General features: G+C 54.0%; 14 protein-coding genes. 3 read left to right on the forward strand and 11 right to left on the reverse strand.

Features of this window, described 5'->3' with window-relative positions:
* The first annotated feature begins 53 nt into the window (after positions 1 to 53).
* Complete coding sequence (locus AC2FIS_RS08035) at positions 54 to 527, forward strand: hypothetical protein (protein ID WP_496668133.1); 474 nt, start codon at positions 54 to 56, stop codon at positions 525 to 527.
* Between the two features lie 394 nt (positions 528 to 921).
* On the opposite strand, the gene AC2FIS_RS08040 is transcribed toward AC2FIS_RS08035, so the two are convergent.
* The 5 genes from AC2FIS_RS08040 to AC2FIS_RS08060 all read right to left on the reverse strand — a co-directional run bounded on the left by AC2FIS_RS08040 (position 922) and on the right by AC2FIS_RS08060 (position 6931).
* Entirely contained in the window at positions 922 to 1893 is a 972-nt protein-coding gene (locus AC2FIS_RS08040; protein ID WP_496772767.1) for a hypothetical protein, read from the reverse strand.
* 437 nt (positions 1894 to 2330) lie between these two features.
* A complete protein-coding gene (locus tag AC2FIS_RS08045) occupies positions 2331 to 4043 on the reverse strand; it encodes an adenylate/guanylate cyclase domain-containing protein (RefSeq protein ID WP_083445195.1) in 1713 nt (570 codons plus the stop codon).
* Positions 4044 to 4590: 547 nt separating this feature from the next.
* On the reverse strand, positions 4591 to 5478 hold the full coding sequence (locus AC2FIS_RS08050) for a DMT family transporter (protein ID WP_496772768.1): 888 nt from the start codon (positions 5476 to 5478) through the stop codon (positions 4591 to 4593).
* A gap of 176 nt (positions 5479 to 5654) precedes the next feature.
* Complete coding sequence (locus AC2FIS_RS08055; RefSeq protein WP_496721570.1) at positions 5655 to 6383, reverse strand: alpha/beta fold hydrolase; 729 nt, start codon at positions 6381 to 6383, stop codon at positions 5655 to 5657.
* A gap of 257 nt (positions 6384 to 6640) precedes the next feature.
* Entirely contained in the window at positions 6641 to 6931 is a 291-nt protein-coding gene (locus AC2FIS_RS08060) for an ArsR/SmtB family transcription factor (protein ID WP_367181564.1), read from the reverse strand.
* Positions 6932 to 6965: 34 nt separating this feature from the next.
* On the opposite strand from AC2FIS_RS08060, the gene AC2FIS_RS08065 reads away from it, so the two are divergent.
* Entirely contained in the window at positions 6966 to 7112 is a 147-nt protein-coding gene (locus tag AC2FIS_RS08065; protein ID WP_496772769.1) for a hypothetical protein, read from the forward strand.
* A 79-nt stretch (positions 7113 to 7191) separates the two neighbouring features.
* On the opposite strand, the gene AC2FIS_RS08070 is transcribed toward AC2FIS_RS08065, so the two are convergent.
* Positions 7192 to 7590 carry a nuclear transport factor 2 family protein gene (locus AC2FIS_RS08070; RefSeq protein WP_299987102.1) on the reverse strand — a complete coding sequence of 133 codons (399 nt, stop codon included), beginning with the start codon at positions 7588 to 7590 and terminating at the stop codon, positions 7192 to 7194.
* Between the two features lie 187 nt (positions 7591 to 7777).
* Between AC2FIS_RS08070 and AC2FIS_RS08075 the strand changes: the two genes are divergently transcribed.
* Complete coding sequence (locus AC2FIS_RS08075; protein ID WP_496772770.1) at positions 7778 to 10978, forward strand: ATP-binding protein; 3201 nt, start codon at positions 7778 to 7780, stop codon at positions 10976 to 10978.
* Positions 10979 to 11483: 505 nt separating this feature from the next.
* Here AC2FIS_RS08075 and AC2FIS_RS08080 read toward each other — a convergent pair.
* The 5 genes from AC2FIS_RS08080 to AC2FIS_RS08100 form a co-directional block, all read right to left on the reverse strand.
* Entirely contained in the window at positions 11484 to 12038 is a 555-nt protein-coding gene (locus AC2FIS_RS08080) for a neutral zinc metallopeptidase (protein WP_496772772.1), read from the reverse strand.
* A gap of 187 nt (positions 12039 to 12225) precedes the next feature.
* Positions 12226 to 12411 (reverse strand): hypothetical protein, encoded by a 186-nt coding sequence (locus tag AC2FIS_RS08085; RefSeq protein WP_298855268.1) that lies wholly within the window; start codon positions 12409 to 12411, stop codon positions 12226 to 12228.
* A gap of 24 nt (positions 12412 to 12435) precedes the next feature.
* On the reverse strand, positions 12436 to 13446 hold the full coding sequence (locus AC2FIS_RS08090) for a HupE/UreJ family protein (protein ID WP_496772773.1): 1011 nt from the start codon (positions 13444 to 13446) through the stop codon (positions 12436 to 12438).
* The gene (locus AC2FIS_RS08095; RefSeq protein WP_496772774.1) at positions 13443 to 14318 is read right to left on the reverse strand and encodes a peptidyl-prolyl cis-trans isomerase; all 876 of its coding nucleotides are present in this window, start codon (positions 14316 to 14318) and stop codon (positions 13443 to 13445) included. Before AC2FIS_RS08095 ends, AC2FIS_RS08090 begins: the two co-directional genes overlap by 4 nt.
* A gap of 58 nt (positions 14319 to 14376) precedes the next feature.
* Positions 14377 to 15156, reverse strand: coding sequence for a hypothetical protein (locus tag AC2FIS_RS08100; protein ID WP_496721575.1), 780 nt, complete (start codon positions 15154 to 15156; stop codon positions 14377 to 14379).
* Positions 15157 to 15169: the final 13 nt, after the last annotated feature.

Here is a 15169-nt window from a genome sequence, read left to right on the forward strand (position 1 = left end):
TTATCAGAAACATGTCCGAAGCAAAGTTGGGCAGATCAAGGCAGGGGTAAACCGTGGCAAATTACAACACTCAAGAAGACGCGGATTTCTATTTCGACATTATCCAAAGGGTAGGAGGGGAAAAGATCAACGATCTCGCATTCGGTGTGCTTTGGCGTATGCGGAAAGTGCCGTTTCAAGATCTCACAGGAGACTATTTCCCTTGGCCTTACTCAGGCGAGAAGAAAGAATTTTCCGTTGTGGACGAGCTGATCTGGGTTATGAACGAGGACGCTCATAGGCTTTTTGAAGACAATTACCGACCTGTTATTCGCCCACATTGTAAGAACGTGGTGTCAACTCTGCGCGACGGTGAAGAGGATCTCCTAATTGTTGCCACCTCAGACGGGGGCGACGATGGCCTGACACACTTCGAGCGCCTTGAGCGAGTTGAACTCGAAATTGAAGATGCAGTTTTCAGGATAGCTAAAAACCACGATCCAGCCACTCTTAAAGAGGAGTTTGAAGCCCTAGGATATCAGTCGTGACGTCGAACGTTTAATGCTATTAGAAACCAAAACTAAGAAGAAAAAGGACATATGAGCAATAAACGCATTGGCCCAAAGCGCCGCAAGGGCGGCAGTGGTATGATCGGGATGGGCAGAGGAGATCTGTTTCAAACTGGCGGCTCCATATCGCGGAAGATGCCACCTACTGAGGTTGTCCAAGGCACTGGAGGTAGAGTTGGGTTCAAAACCGTCAAAGTTGATCGGGCGGCTGCATCATTTGCATCCAGGCTATGGGGGAATGAAGTCCTAGGGTTTTACGATGAACTCAAGGGGGATGCATTCTGGCGCCGCGGATACTTCGGCTTCGGAAGCTCCTAGGGAGGTTTCGGCCTATTTTCCTGACGAAAAAATTCACTCGTAGTCGACTGAGTTCCTACATTTGCTCGTTGCCAATAAAGAAATCCTGGACGTTCCTTCTTTTCCGTTTGGGAGCATCTATCACCTCGCCTCGGGTGATCCATTCGGGCAAGTCCAGATCAGAATGGGATAGGCCCCAAGCAACCATTAGTCGACCGCAACTTCGCCCATTGGCCAGAGACACATCTAGCTCTTCATCCAAGTCCAAGTCTTGCTTGGCAAATGTGGTATTGAACACGGCATTCTTTATGAGCCTCTGCGCTTCTGAAAACGTTCCTTGGAATTCGGAGCAGTGTCTTCCTCCACCAATGACAAACAGGGGCATCGTTCCTCCCCATGCGGATGCATTGTATCCCGTCTTCTTGTAAGAATCCCGGAGGGGATCGCAAACAAAGCTGCCGATGGCTGTTGCCAGCTTATTGGCCGGAACTCCCTCGCTGACAGCGATCCTTGCGACTTCTGCCCCAAACGGTTTGACCGCGCTCCCGTAAATCTTCACCAGCGAACTACCGTCATCACGCTGGTAAAAACCAAAGCTGACAGCGTCAATGGTGAGACCTCCAAAGTCACAGATCATGAACTGGCCGTTATGTTTTTGGGCAGAATGAAAATACCCCATGACTGCGCCAATGAACTCTGGAACGATCAAGGTCGGGACGCTCACTTTTCGATTTGAAAGGCTGGAATCTTCAAGCTCCCTTTCGACGACGGCTCTACAAATTGGCGCCTCCGAAAGTGCGACCCTAAGAGCGGCACCAACGCAATTCTGAAATCTTTCTAACTGCGGTGAACTACCTCCAGATTCTGTCGGAAATCCAAAGTTCGCGGTCAAACCGATGCTTTTTTCGCTGAGACTACGCCCCAGTTTTTCCCACAACCACCCCAACGCATGACGTATCATCAAGGCAAGATATGCGGATACGTCGACCTCTTCGGCAACCAATCCTGAAGTCTCTTTTTTGGTCTTGTTCAGGAATGCCACTTTCAAGTGGTTTCGCCTTTCAGACTCAGTCGATGCACACAAGCTGAAGTGGCCGTTAGGTCTCTCCCAAAGCTGAGTGGTCCAGTAATAAGGGTGATTGTCGGATTGTAGTTCTCCTGGTGCAGGAACTGCGTAAGCACCTAAACCTTCCTCGTAAGGAAACCTTAACACGACCTTGCTGCTGGTCGATCCTAGATCGAAGCCACCCTCATCCTAGACGGCGAAGGCGAACAAGAAGCTTTTTCAGGTGACGTAGGCGTCGTTCCGTTGAAAAAAGTGCACACCGCTCGCTCAGGGGACGAAGGGGCAACCATTTTGGTGTTCCGTGTCCATGAGGAGGGCCAGCCAGGCAGAGTTTTGGTCAGCGACTGATTTTCAAGACAAAGGCGAAATATCCTTTACCGAATGCATGGTTGTCGGAACCGGGGGGGTGCCGTTTGCCTTCACACTTGCAACCCTGCTTTTTTCCACCCGCTGCGCCAGCGATCAGCGCAGGTTGGAATAGAGAATAATGGTAAACGTGTTGTCTCGGTTATCGAAGCCGCATTCGGAGCGATTTCGTTCAATTTGACAGCCGCTGTTTTTGCCGCATCTATGTCATCGAGCTCAGCGAGCGAGGCAATCAGCATCAGGTGGCTCATCAGGAAGGTTGCACGCACAGACAAGGCTTCGCGACAGGCCTGCGCGGCTTCCTCATAACGTCCCAAGTGAAACAAGGCGGCACCCTGTCCCATGAAAGCGGCGTGCCGCAATGGATCACCCGGGCTGAGTTCGACAGACCGGACTGCATGTTCCAGCGCCTTGTCAGGGCGATTCAGCAAATAAAGATTTGCAGCGGCGAGCATGTGGACCGTCGCCGCGTTGGGATTTTCCGACAATGCTTCCTTAAAGGCTGTCCGCGCGCGGGACAGGTCTTGTGCCAGCATAGAGATTGAATGCGCGGCATAAGCCTTTGCAATGCCGTCCGCGCGATCGCTCCGCAGCACCTGCTCTGCGGCCGCGACAGCTGACTTGGGTCCCTGATCTACAGGTTCCAAACCTTGCACAAGACGTTGGATATGAAGCCATGCTAGCAAGCCCGCTGCGGAGGCGTATTCCGGATCTCGATCCAAAGCCAGTTTTGTCAGTCGTATTGCCTCTATGTTGTCTTGGTCAGTCAGCAAGTGGAAATGTGATAAAGCTCGGAGGTAGAGCTCGTATGCCTGTAAGTCCTTGGTGGGTTTTGCACGCGCACGATTTGTTTCAGCGTGCCGCACCGATGGTTCAATAGCTGTAACTACGTCTTCGGTGACTTGATCTTGAAGATCAAAGATGTCGTCGAGCACACCGTCAAAGCGGTCCGCCCACAAATGACTCCCATTTTCGGTATCTATGAGCTGTCCCGTGATGCGGACGCGCTGCCCGGAACGCCGAACGGAGCCTTCCAGTACATACCGAACCCCTAAGTCGCGGCCCACGTCGCGGATGTCCGTGCTTTTCCCCTTATAAGCAAAAGAAGAGTTTCGTGCGACGACCATCAACCAACGAAACCGAGATAGCTCAGTTATGATGTCTTCCGTTATGCCATCGGCAAAGAACTCCTGCTCCGGATCACCCGACATATTGTCGAATGGGAGCACTGCGATTCCCGGCCTCACATCCGCTTTGATCGCGAGATTGGCTTTCGTACCCTTTGGCCAACACCAGATTCCAACATGCCGCGTGATGTTTTTCAGTTCGGTTTGCTCTCCGCCGTCGAATAATCCCGCATCGTTACGGTCAAGGCTGTTATGTGACATATCTGAAAAGAGCACTTGTCCCGGCTTCGCGAGAGCCTCCAGACGCGCCGCAACATTGATGCCGTCGCCGAAAATGTCATCGCCATCGGTTACCACTTCCCCTGTGTGAACCCCGATGCGCAGTTTGATGTGGTCAGGTTTGTGGGCGGACTGAACTGCAATCGCGCAAGCTGCTGCTTCAGATGGTGATTGAAACTCGACGATCCAGCCGTCGCCCATGCTTTTGATCAGTGAACCATTGGTATCTTCCACGATCGGGAGAAACGTGTCCTCGCGGAAGGTCTTTAATGCAGCGACTGTGCCAGTACGGTCCTGATCCATCAGCGCGGAATACCCCACAATGTCGGCGGCCAATACCGTCGTGAGACGTCTTCCCATTCACCCCTCCTCTTTGCAATGAAGTTAGCTCGGTGGGTTGCTTCTGTCAGCCCATTCGTCAGATTTTGAAAAGCCTTAATGAATAGAAAGCACAGGTACAGGCATACACGCACAACTAAAAAGGTAATGCTCAAATACCTGTCGCGCATTCAGCAAACGGTCACCTTCATATCCGCGGAGTTAGTCACTTGCGTTTCTTTAGCTGCCAATGTTCGTGGCAAAGCAATTCCGCTTTGGGCTCGTTCCGGACCTCGGAGGCGGCGCAGCATCTGCGAGGGCTAGGCAGGAAGGACCGGCGAGGACGGCCCAAACTGGTCACTCGACCGAGGGTCGAAATGCCGCGTTCGCAGCCCGCATTCCAGACCTTCGCTGCGGGAGCATATCCGTGTCTTAGGTTATGACGGGAATGCGGGGCTTTGCAGCCATTCGGTTGCCCTCGCTGAATGCTCGCTACTCAAAAATAGACCCGACGCTTGGCCGGGTCAGTTGGTGACGACGGGGATCGTCACTCCGTAATGTGGTGATCAAAGGTGTTCCCAAAGGCGCCTCATTCTGTTTGTTGGGACTTGCGCCTGACAAAGCGGGAAAAAAGCCGACCGTCGGTTACAGCAAAGCCGAGGGCAATGATGGCGAACCCGACCCAAGCCATTGGCTCCATCTTTTCACCCAGGAATGAAACGCCAAGGCCGATAGCGAACGGTGGGATCAGCAGTGTAACCAAAAGCAGGTTGGCGGCACCGGCGCGCGCAAGGATTGCGAAATACAGAACGTAGGCCAGTGCTGTTGATAATGCGGCCATCCCAATGAGCGCCGCCCATACACCAGCAGACAGAGCAAAGCTTGGGGGACCATCCATCACGAGAACAATAGGGATCATAAGCACTGTGCTACCGATCAGCATGCCAAGGGCATTCACAAGTGGTGGTTGGCCTGAAAGAGCAGTTCTGCCCCATACACCGGCAAACGCATAGGAGAGCGTTGCCCCAAGGATAGCTAGCTGAGCCAGATTGCTCGGATTGAACTCGGTCAATGCACTTGGCCCCATAATGAAGGCCACCCCCAGAATTCCTAGGGCAGCACCTGCTATCTTCTTCGGAGTCAACGGCTCGTCCTTAAGAAGCAAGCCAGCCACGACTGCAGCAAACATTGCAGTTGTTGCATTAAGGATAGAAGCCAGCCCGCTGTCGATTTGCGTTTGCCCCCAGAAGATCAATGAGAATGGGATTGCGTTGTTGAGCGCTCCCATAACGAGATAAGCGCCCCATACCTGAGGGGCACGTGGAACACTCAATCCTTTGAATAGGACGATGAGTGCCAGTATTGGGACGGCCCAGATCACCCTATGCAGCGTTATTGTCAGCGGGGGCACTTCAGTCAGTGCAACCTCGCCGAAGAAGAACGACCCGCCCCAAACCGCAGCGAGCAGAAGCAGCATGACGCTGGCTGTAAAATCCATTGCTGGCATGGGTTGGTTTGTCATATCTTCTGGTTTCGTCACTAACTATTACCTAACGGATTAGCCTGGGCGATCCTGACACCGCGACCCGTTTCTTGCGGAAAACCAATACAAAGCCAACTTTCATCTATCCAATTGTGAACTGCTGCATTCGCCTATCGGCGGAGCGCCTCAGCAATCATTTCTGCAAGACTTTCGGGCTGATCAACGCTCGCCCAGTGTGTGGCATTTTCGAGAACGATCCGATCCATCTTGTTTTCTTCTAACCAACGGACGGTGCTATCCGGACAGTTATCGGGGTTGTAGAGATAAATCACATTTGCCGCGTTCTGCAAAAGCTCGCCGGGCACGCAGCTTGCTGAAAAATGCCGTGCGTCGGTGCCGAGTTGCCACAGCGCCAGAGTATCGGCCTTCGAAACTTCATTACGATACCGTCGGATGATTGGTGCCGTTTTCGCCATTTCATCAAGCCGCTCAAGAAACGCTGCACGAAACGCAACCGGATCACCGTAGTCGGCGGCAGTTCCCGAAAAATAGGCATCCTCGGCAGTGATGTTACCTTCTAAAGAAATAATGGTTGTCAAAGGACAACTCGCCCTTTTCGCAGCCAGTGAAGCTATGATTGAAGCAACCGAATGAGCGACAATGATCTCGGCTCTGTGCTTGTTCGCTTCGTCGGCGACGGTTTGCGCAAGTGCTCCGAGAGTTGTTTCTTTTGCCAAAGGCTGAGCGCCAAATCCCGGAAGATTGATGGGTAGCACACGATAGCTGTTGGCGAGGTGGGTGTCAGCCAAACCGTCATACATGCTCGTATTGTCACCAAAGCCTGCAACACAGAGAATGGCGGGTCTTTCATCGTTCACTTGACTGGGGTGTTTGGTCATTTCGGCTTCCAGAGCATCGTATGCAGACATTAACACGGCGCTGCAGCATTCGACAATTTGGGCTCGTTCGTTGAATCTGCCGCGCTCTGGATGAACGGCGGCTTAGCCTGAGCCCCTTAGAGTGTCATTTCGCCCCGAACTGCAAAGGACTCCAAATAGCGCGCAGCGGCCTTTGGACCCGCATCATTGGCACATGGCCGCGGCGCTTTGAATTGCAGTTTCGTGTTTCCTTCGCGTGTCCCCATTTCTAGTCATCGTCACCGCAAAAAAAGCTGGTAAAGCACCGAGATCAAACTCGATACTTTTTCATCTTCTATCCTGTAGTAGATCGATTTGCCTTCGCGTCGCGCTGCGATCAGACCCTCCAGGCGCAGCCTGGCCAATTGCTGCGACGCCGCAGATTGCCGAATAGAAACCAACTTCTGCAATTCAGAGACTGATTTCTCTCCCGACAAGAGAAGGCACAGATTTGTAAGGCGGTGCTCATGCGCAATCGCCTTCAGAAAGTTGGTGGCCTCCAGGGCTTTTTCGTCTAGCTCTTCTTGCAATTTCCGGGCCGCCTCACTTTTGATCCCTGAACCTGTGTATCACGTATACCGCGATGAACTTGAGACGTTCGTACTCGGTTTCGACTTCGGCAATCACATCCTGGAATGTCCCGGCTGCCAGCATTTCGGTCGCCAGCGTCTAAGCCACGGCCTGAGCCTGTTCATCTATATCGGCGGCTAGTGTTTTTGCTACAGAAGACGGTGGCCAGACTTGGGAGCGGCGCAATTTCTTCGCACGAGTCAATATTCGAGGAGTATCATTACACTTGGCCAGCGACCTGTCGTTCGTAATCCACGGCATCGAACCAGCCTAGTGAATTGGTGATACGACAGTTTTCGTCCAGTTCCCATTCTTCCCAGCCGCTGGCCTTGACCAGGTTACCCGTATCCGAATGATGCCCTTCAAGCGTCCAACCAAAGATGGCGTGATCTCCGGCAAAACGAACAAAGTCCCTTGTAAGTTTCAAATCGGGAAAAGAAGACATGAAACCACCCGCCATGGCAATTATCGCGTCGCGCCCAAATTGGTTTTCCCCTCGGTTGATCGTGATACCCTTGTCAGGAGCATAGTGATCGGCGACCGCCTCGGGATTTCCCGAGTTCCATGCCGTAGTATAAGCCTCGGTCATTCTTTCGAACTCATTTTTATTCAGTCGCATGCCAGCCTTCCCGTCTCCAAACCCCAAGCCAACTTAGTTGGCGCCCCACTCTTATGTCCACAAGCCAAATATGGCGTTATTCTGTAGCGATTTGAGCAAATTCGCAGTCTGAGGAATACTCGTTGCCCAAACTGACTTAATCGGGAACACTACGATTCTCAAACCCTCTTAGAAGACCAATTACCCTATGTACGATCTCATTGAATGGCTGACACGAAGGAAGCTCCTTAATCTGGAAGCGGTTCTGGTCGAGAATGAGATCGATCTTGATGTCCTTTATGACCTAACGGATGAGGAAATGCGTGAGATCGGCCTTTCACTGGGTTCGCGCAAGCGGTTGCGAGCGGCTATTGAAGCAGTTGAACCTAATCAATCCCAGTCTGACGCGACAAGTACAACGGATATCAAGCGCGAAGCCGAGCGTCGCCATTTGACGACGCTGTTCGTAGATCTTGCCGGATCAACAGCAATGTCAGCGCGGTTGGATCCCGAAGACATGAGCGACGTGATCAAGCGCTATCAAAATACCGTTGCCGGTATCATCACCCGCTATGAGGGGAATGTCGCTAAATATATGGGTGACGGTGTACTGTGCTATTTTGGTTGGCCGGTGGCGCATGAAGACGACGCCAAACGCGCTGCGCGCTCTGCGCTGGAAATTATCGGGGCGATCGCCGAATTGCGTTCGCCTGATGAACAGGCACTATCTGTTCGGGCCGGAGTAGCGACCGGCATGGTCGTCGTCGGCGACCTCATAGGGGAAGGAGCATCAAGGGAAGAAACCGTTGTTGGCGACACGCCAAACCTTGCAGCGCGTCTTCAGACATTGGCTGAGCCGGGGCAGGTTCTGGTTCCAGAATCGACGAAGCAATTGATCCAAGACTCGTTCGAGCTAGAAGAGTTAGGCCGTTTCGACATTAAGGGATTGGACTCGCCAGTACCGGCGTGGAGGATCGGAACCGAGCGCAGCTTGGAAAGCCGGTTCGAGACCGAAGATATCAGTCCTGTTCTGCCGATGATCGGGCGCAACCATGAACTGGGACTGATCATGGAGCGCTGGCATCGCGCAATTTCCGGGGAAGGCCAAGTCGCTGTTCTGATCGGTGAGGCAGGCATCGGCAAGTCCAGACTGACGCGTGCCGTCATTGATGCGGTCTCGACGCAGGATCACTTCCGGATGAACTATCACTGCTCGCCCTACCACACGGATTCGAGTTTCTTTCCTGTTATCCGGCAGCTTTCACATGCCATGGGCCATCTGGAAACTGACACTGCCAGCAAAAAAATTGCAAAGCTTCGCAAGCAACTCCGGGCCGCTGACCCAAAGATCATTGCTGAACTCCTGCAGATTGAAACTGGTCCATCTGCCGAAAATCCCGATCTGACACCACAACAACTCAGAGTTCGGATCATGGAAGAAACCTCGGCAGAATTGCAGGCGCTTTCACGGGAAAAGCCAGTTCTCCTTGTCGTAGAGGACGCACATTGGTGCGATGCCTCGACGCTCGCGATGCTCGAGGCGTGTCTGGATCGAATTGCTACCGAGCGGGTAATGATCTTGATTACCGGTAGACCGACTTTCCAGCACGCGTTCGGAGGTCATCCAATCGTATCCAAGCTTACCCTAAACCGATTGGGGTCCGAGCAGATCGAGGCTGTTCTCGCAAAGATATCAGGTGGGAAAACCCTTCCCGACGAACTGACTAAAGAAATCATCCACCGAACCGACGGCGTTCCCCTGTTTGTCGAGGAACTGACAAAAACCATTTTGGAATCCGGCGACCTGATTGAAGCCGAAAACAGCTTCCAACTTGCCGGTCCTATTGATCGGGTGACTATCCCAGCGACCCTGCATGATTCCCTAATGGCCCGGATCGACCGGCTTCAACCCGTGAAGGAAATCGCCCAGATGGCCGCCTGCATCGGGCGAAGTTTCGACCGTGCGTCGTTGACAAAAATCGCCCGGGTCGATGATTTGGCGCTTGACGATGCGCTTGGGCAGCTTGAACGCAGCGAGCTCGTGTTTCGACGGGGGATACCTCCGGACGCGACATATGTCTTCAAGCATGCTCTGGTTCGGGATGTAGCCTATGAAAGCTTGCTGAAACGTCGACGTTTGGAAATCCACCACAGGCTCACGGATCTGTTTGAGGCCGACCCGAACGCGCCCTCGGAGTTGATCGCACATCATGCGACTGAGGCTGGGTTGGCGGAAAAGGCTATTACGTTATGGGGCGACGCTGCCAGAAAAGCTCAGGCCCGACCGGCTTATGTCGAAGCAGGAAATCATCTGCACAATGCCTTGACGCTGGTTGCAGGCTTGCTGGACAAACCGGAATGGCGCGAACGGGAACTGGCGCTTCTGGTGCAGCTTGCTCAGGTACATATCGCCAAGGATGGCTACGCCTCAGCCGAAGCCAGCAACGCTTTCTCACAGGCGTTGGAAAGGATAGAGGCAACCACGGACCCAGAACTCAAGGTTGCAATCTACTATGGGACGTGGATCGCACCTTATATCGGCAACGATCTGCATAAAGCGTTCGGTCTGGTTTCGAGACTTGTAGAAGACATGGCGAACGAGCGCGCTCCGATCCCGAAGCTGATCTCGCGCCGGATGCGGGCTGCGACCCTGATCGCCAAGGGCCGCTCTGCTGAAGCACTTCAAGATCTCGAAGTCGCTTATGAACTCTATCAGTCGGCCGAGATCATAGATTTTTCGACGAAATTCGCCCAGGATCCAGGAGTGCAGATCTGGTGCTATATGCTCCTTGCGCAGTGGATGTGCGGCGACGAAGACACGGCGCAACAGACCTGCGTCAAGGCCCTCGCTCGAGCCCGCGAGCTCAAACACGCCAACACAATCTGTTACGCTGGTCTGCACGCTGTCACCTTATCGATCTGGATTGGCGACTTGGAAAGTGCAACCGAGATCAACGAGGAAATGCGACAGGTCTCAAACGAGTACGACATGGCGTTGTGGAAGAATTTTGTTGCCATTCATGACGCTGTCCTGGCTTGCATGACGGATGCGCCTGGCGCCGTCCATCAATTGGACAAGGCCTTGGAAGAGTATCGTGCAAAAGGATGCTGGCTTTGGGTAACGCTCTATTTGGCTGAACACGCGAAAGCCCTACTCAGGGCCGGTGATCCCAGCGCGGCCCTACAAACAGTGGTTCGCGCTTTGCGAGAACAGGATACCACAGGAGAACACTGGGCAGAGGCTGAGTTGCTGCGTATCAAAGGAGAAATCAGAGCAGCACAAGGAGATACCGATTCAGCGAGTGCCGCCTTTGACCAGGCTATCTCGGTTGCCCAGACTCAAAAGGCCCAAATATTGATCGAGCGCGCGTTTCGTTCAAAACAGGTTCTCCTCGACGCAAACGGCTGAGCATTCGGGTTTCTCGCTCGCATCTTGGAGCATAACCCTTCTATGCAAACGTTTAAGGTCGTCATTTCCATTAGATGCAACTTCGATCATACTGAGCCCTCTGCCACCAATAGATCAGCTGCAACATTTGCTACGATTGGTGAACAACGCGTTACAGGGTCGGCCCAGAGCCGACCTTGAACCTGGTCAAAGGATGCTGCAGCCGTAGCCCGCATTGCCGCCATTCGCCGCAAACGCGAAACTCAAAGCAGTTGAGGGTCAGGAGTTCGGTACGAAGCCGCCTTTGTCTCTTGCCACTATTGTTGAGGCAGAAAACCCTCGCTCTCGCGGTGCGAGATTTTGGAAGCGCAGCGTGCTACCCGTCTTCGGATGGCAATTGCAGCGTCAAGTTTTGGGATGGTTGTTAGCTTGGAACCGTTCATGGCCAAACTGAACTTCCGAAAGTGGTACAGCCCATCGATCACGACTGGTTGCGATGCGAAGGACCAATGCTACCATGGGCGCTTCAGTCTTCGCAGGGTACGCGCGTGAATACGAACGCTCCGAGATCGGCGGGTATTGGCTCGGGTCTCTTGGTGCGCAAAACGCAAATTTTCGCGGCCTGTCCATCGATATGTCTGTATCCGACTATGCTCTCATAGAAAAAATCGCCATTGATCACCAGACACTGCATGGGCGCGACTCCGACGCACGGCACTCTATCGGCGGCAATCTCAAACACCAGTTTTTCCTCGTCATAGCCTGCAAACAGGACCAGTACCGGTGGTGTGTATTGAATGCCCGAGTCCCTGAATACCTCGCCCCATATAACTTCGGTGTCTGCAAGGACGACGGCCACAAACTCCTCTGTTTCATCGTTAATCTGAACAGGCGCATTTGCTTGCGGAGGAGCAACCTGACCCCCGCCACTCAGAAACGGCGTGATATCTACACCAAAAAACAGGCCGATCACCAGGACCACAATCAATCCGGCGCCGCCCATACCGGCACGAGACACCCCACGTGACGTGTGGCGTCGGTCGTCGATGTTTTTGCTTGTGCGTCGTCCTTTCCAGAGCATGTGGCCTCCAACCCATTCGGGAGTTTAAAACTAACTTCTGACGGCTCCCCGATCTACGAGGTTTGAACGGGGAACCGATCCGGAGTTCCAAAGTCTGAAGCAGTGACCGCCGATCCTAATGGACGATATCGGGTGTCACTTCGCCACCACTCACGTTTTGATCAAAGCTTTGGAGGGTCCGAATTTCTTAGCCGTCGATACCTGCGGTATCGCGTGCTGTTTCAGCGGGAGTGCACCGGTTGCTGACACCGATCGTTGCCTGCTGAACCTGACGTTTCGCGGCCTTTTCCGGTGTGCAGTCCGGGTCCACCACGTCGCAGCCGGTCAGCGCGACCATGGCGAGCAGCATCATGCCTCCAAGTGCTTTCATCATTGTCCATTCTCCTTCCTTTTTTGTTCAAAATCCGGCCAGCCGCTCGGCCAACCAGAACGCGGCGACACATCCGATGGGATATCCGAGGAATTGGCGCGACGGCACTTGTGCTACCGACCACCCCCAGACAATTTGCAGTGTTTTTTTCAGTGTCAGGAACACGCCCAATACCGCAAAGATGAAGGCCAGTTGCCCTGCCTCAACGCCGAGGTTGAAGGCCAGTAAAGCCGCTGGGATGTCCTGTTCAGGCAGACCAATCTCGGCCAGCGCTCCAGCAAATCCCAGACCGTGCAGCAGGCCGAACCCAAAGGAAATCACCCAGGGGAAACGGCTGGCCAGCGTCTTTGGTTTGTCCTCCGACCGTAGCACTTCGGTCGCGAGAAAGACGATCGACAGCGCGATTATAGCCTCAACGGGCGGGCCCGGTACGTTCAACACGCCAAAAGTGGCCAAGCCCAGCGTGATCGAATGCGCGACGGCAAATGCGGTCACGGCCCAGATCAGCTGGCGCAGATTGCGGATCAGCACCAGCAGAGCAAAGACAAACAGCAGATGATCCCAGCCTTCGAGGATATGTTCAAACCCCAACACGCCGTATTGCCACAACGTCTGCGCCAACCCTTGCTGCGCGGGCAGCGCGACGGCGGGCGCATCTGGCGTCAGGCGGAAGGTGGCCATGTTCACCGTGTCCAGATAACCCACCCGCACCAAAACATCCGTTCTTTGCGTCTCCAGCCTGTCAATCCGGATCGTATTGCCGCGCAGGTCTTCGGCGCAGGCCATGCGCCAGACCTGCGTCCAGGCGCGGCCGTCAAAGACCGGAGCGTCGAATGCGGGCGATGAGCAGCTCTGGGGCAGCGCAACGTCGATATCCATCGGTGCCCCCCGAACATCGGGCATGCGCCAGAAGACGTACCAATCGCTTTCGGTCTCCTGCGAGATTTCCAGATAGCCGGGCTCCAATGCATGGGCTTGCACAAAGGCGGGCACCAGCAGCCCCGCCATCATCGCAATCAAGAGCAGAAGACGCTTCATGACTCACCCGCAGGCAGGTCAGCTTCTCCGAGGTCTTGGATCACATAGGTGGATCGCAGATTTTCTAAAAAAGTCTCTGTCGCCCGTTCAGCGTGCTTTTCGCGCCAAGCAGCCAAAACGCGATCTCGGATCGCGCCAAACGGCGGCAAGACGGCGTCCCACCTGTTGTCGAGCCGAACCATGTGAAGCCCGAAGGAAGACTGAACAGGACCGCTCCATTCACCCAGTGGCAGGGGGTGCAACTGGTCGAAGAAACCCGTTCCGAAGTTTCCATCAACCGAAGCTCGGATGCTCAGATCAAATCCTGTCGGAAGCAGTGACGCCTGACCCAACTGGCGGTGATCTTCCCCTGCAGCCAAACGCGCCTGCGTCTGGTCGATAAACCTGTCGCTGGGGTATTGCCCGAGATAAACAAGGCTGACTGCAAGCTGCGCGGGGGTCGTGAATGTCTCGGCATTGTCGGACAGGTAAGTTTGCAGCACCTCATCTTCAGGTCGGGCCGCGCCTGCCTCCGAGGTCAGAAGAAAGTTCATCTTCTGTACTAGGCGGTTGCGAATGATCTCATCATTACCATCCAACCCCAGCGCTAACGCTTCGCGCACCAGCACTTCGCGGTTCAGCCAATCCTCTTTCAGCTTTCCCAACTCGTCAGCTGTCGGAGGGCGCCGCCACGTGTCTTCGAACTGACCAGCCAGAACATCGACCTGCCTTTGATCGATGATGATAACCCGCGCGTCAGGATCAATGGACCACTCGTCTGGTTGGACAAGTTTGAACCAGCTAAAGATCGCTATGCTGAGAAGCGCAAAAAGGACAAAGGGTTCCGTGACAATCCGGCGGAACAGGCTCTTTTTGCGTGTCGAAGATTCCATCATTTGTGGAGGATCTGTCGTTCGCCAGCTCACATTCATCAGCTCTTCGCCCATTTCCTTAACCGCCCTTGGGCACCAACAATTTCAGCGTAAAGCTCACCGTGTCGGCCGCCGAAACCACGTCATCGTAAAAATTGTGCTCGTAGGACAAGGACCACTGCCACGGTAATCCGTTGCCGCGGACCAACTTGGACACCTTGACCCCCAGCGGCAGACTGCTGAAATCGCTGGTCTCCCAGTCGTAGACAAAAACCATCTCGGATGTCCCTGCCGACCAACCATTGCCGAGGTTGTAGTTGAAGACAGGCTGGGCCGTAGACAAGTTGACATCGGGCCGGTCGTCATCCCCGGCAAAAGTGAACAAGTTCTGGTTGAATAGGCCCCAAAGCCCCCACTTTTCCTGCTTTGCAAAACCGGCCGCTGGACCCAATGCCCATTTCTCCGCACTCAGCCCGTCCTCACCTGTTGGTAACAGGGCTACGGCACCCACACCGAAACGACCCCATTGTCGATCAAACGTCACAAGGTCAAACAGTGTGGTGTCACTCAGTCCCGACTGCCCGGTGGCACTGTCCGTCACATAAGGCAGCGTAAGCCGCGCAATGTGGTTGGTTTGTCCCAGCGTGAACGGGATCGCGGCGCGAAATTGCAACAGACTGCTGTCTTCGGGCGAGTTGTGCAGATTGAACGAATGAAATCCCTGAAGCTGGAATGACATGATCGAAGCAGTCGGGTCATTGGCAGCCGATTGCAGCGATTCCGAATTGTCCTGCGCCTGAACACCTGAAGGGACCAAAAGAACAGCCACCAAACACGACAGGTAAATTTTCTTTGACACGTTTAACACCGTG

The sequence above is a fragment of the Ruegeria sp. CDSB113 genome (genome assembly GCF_059611045.1).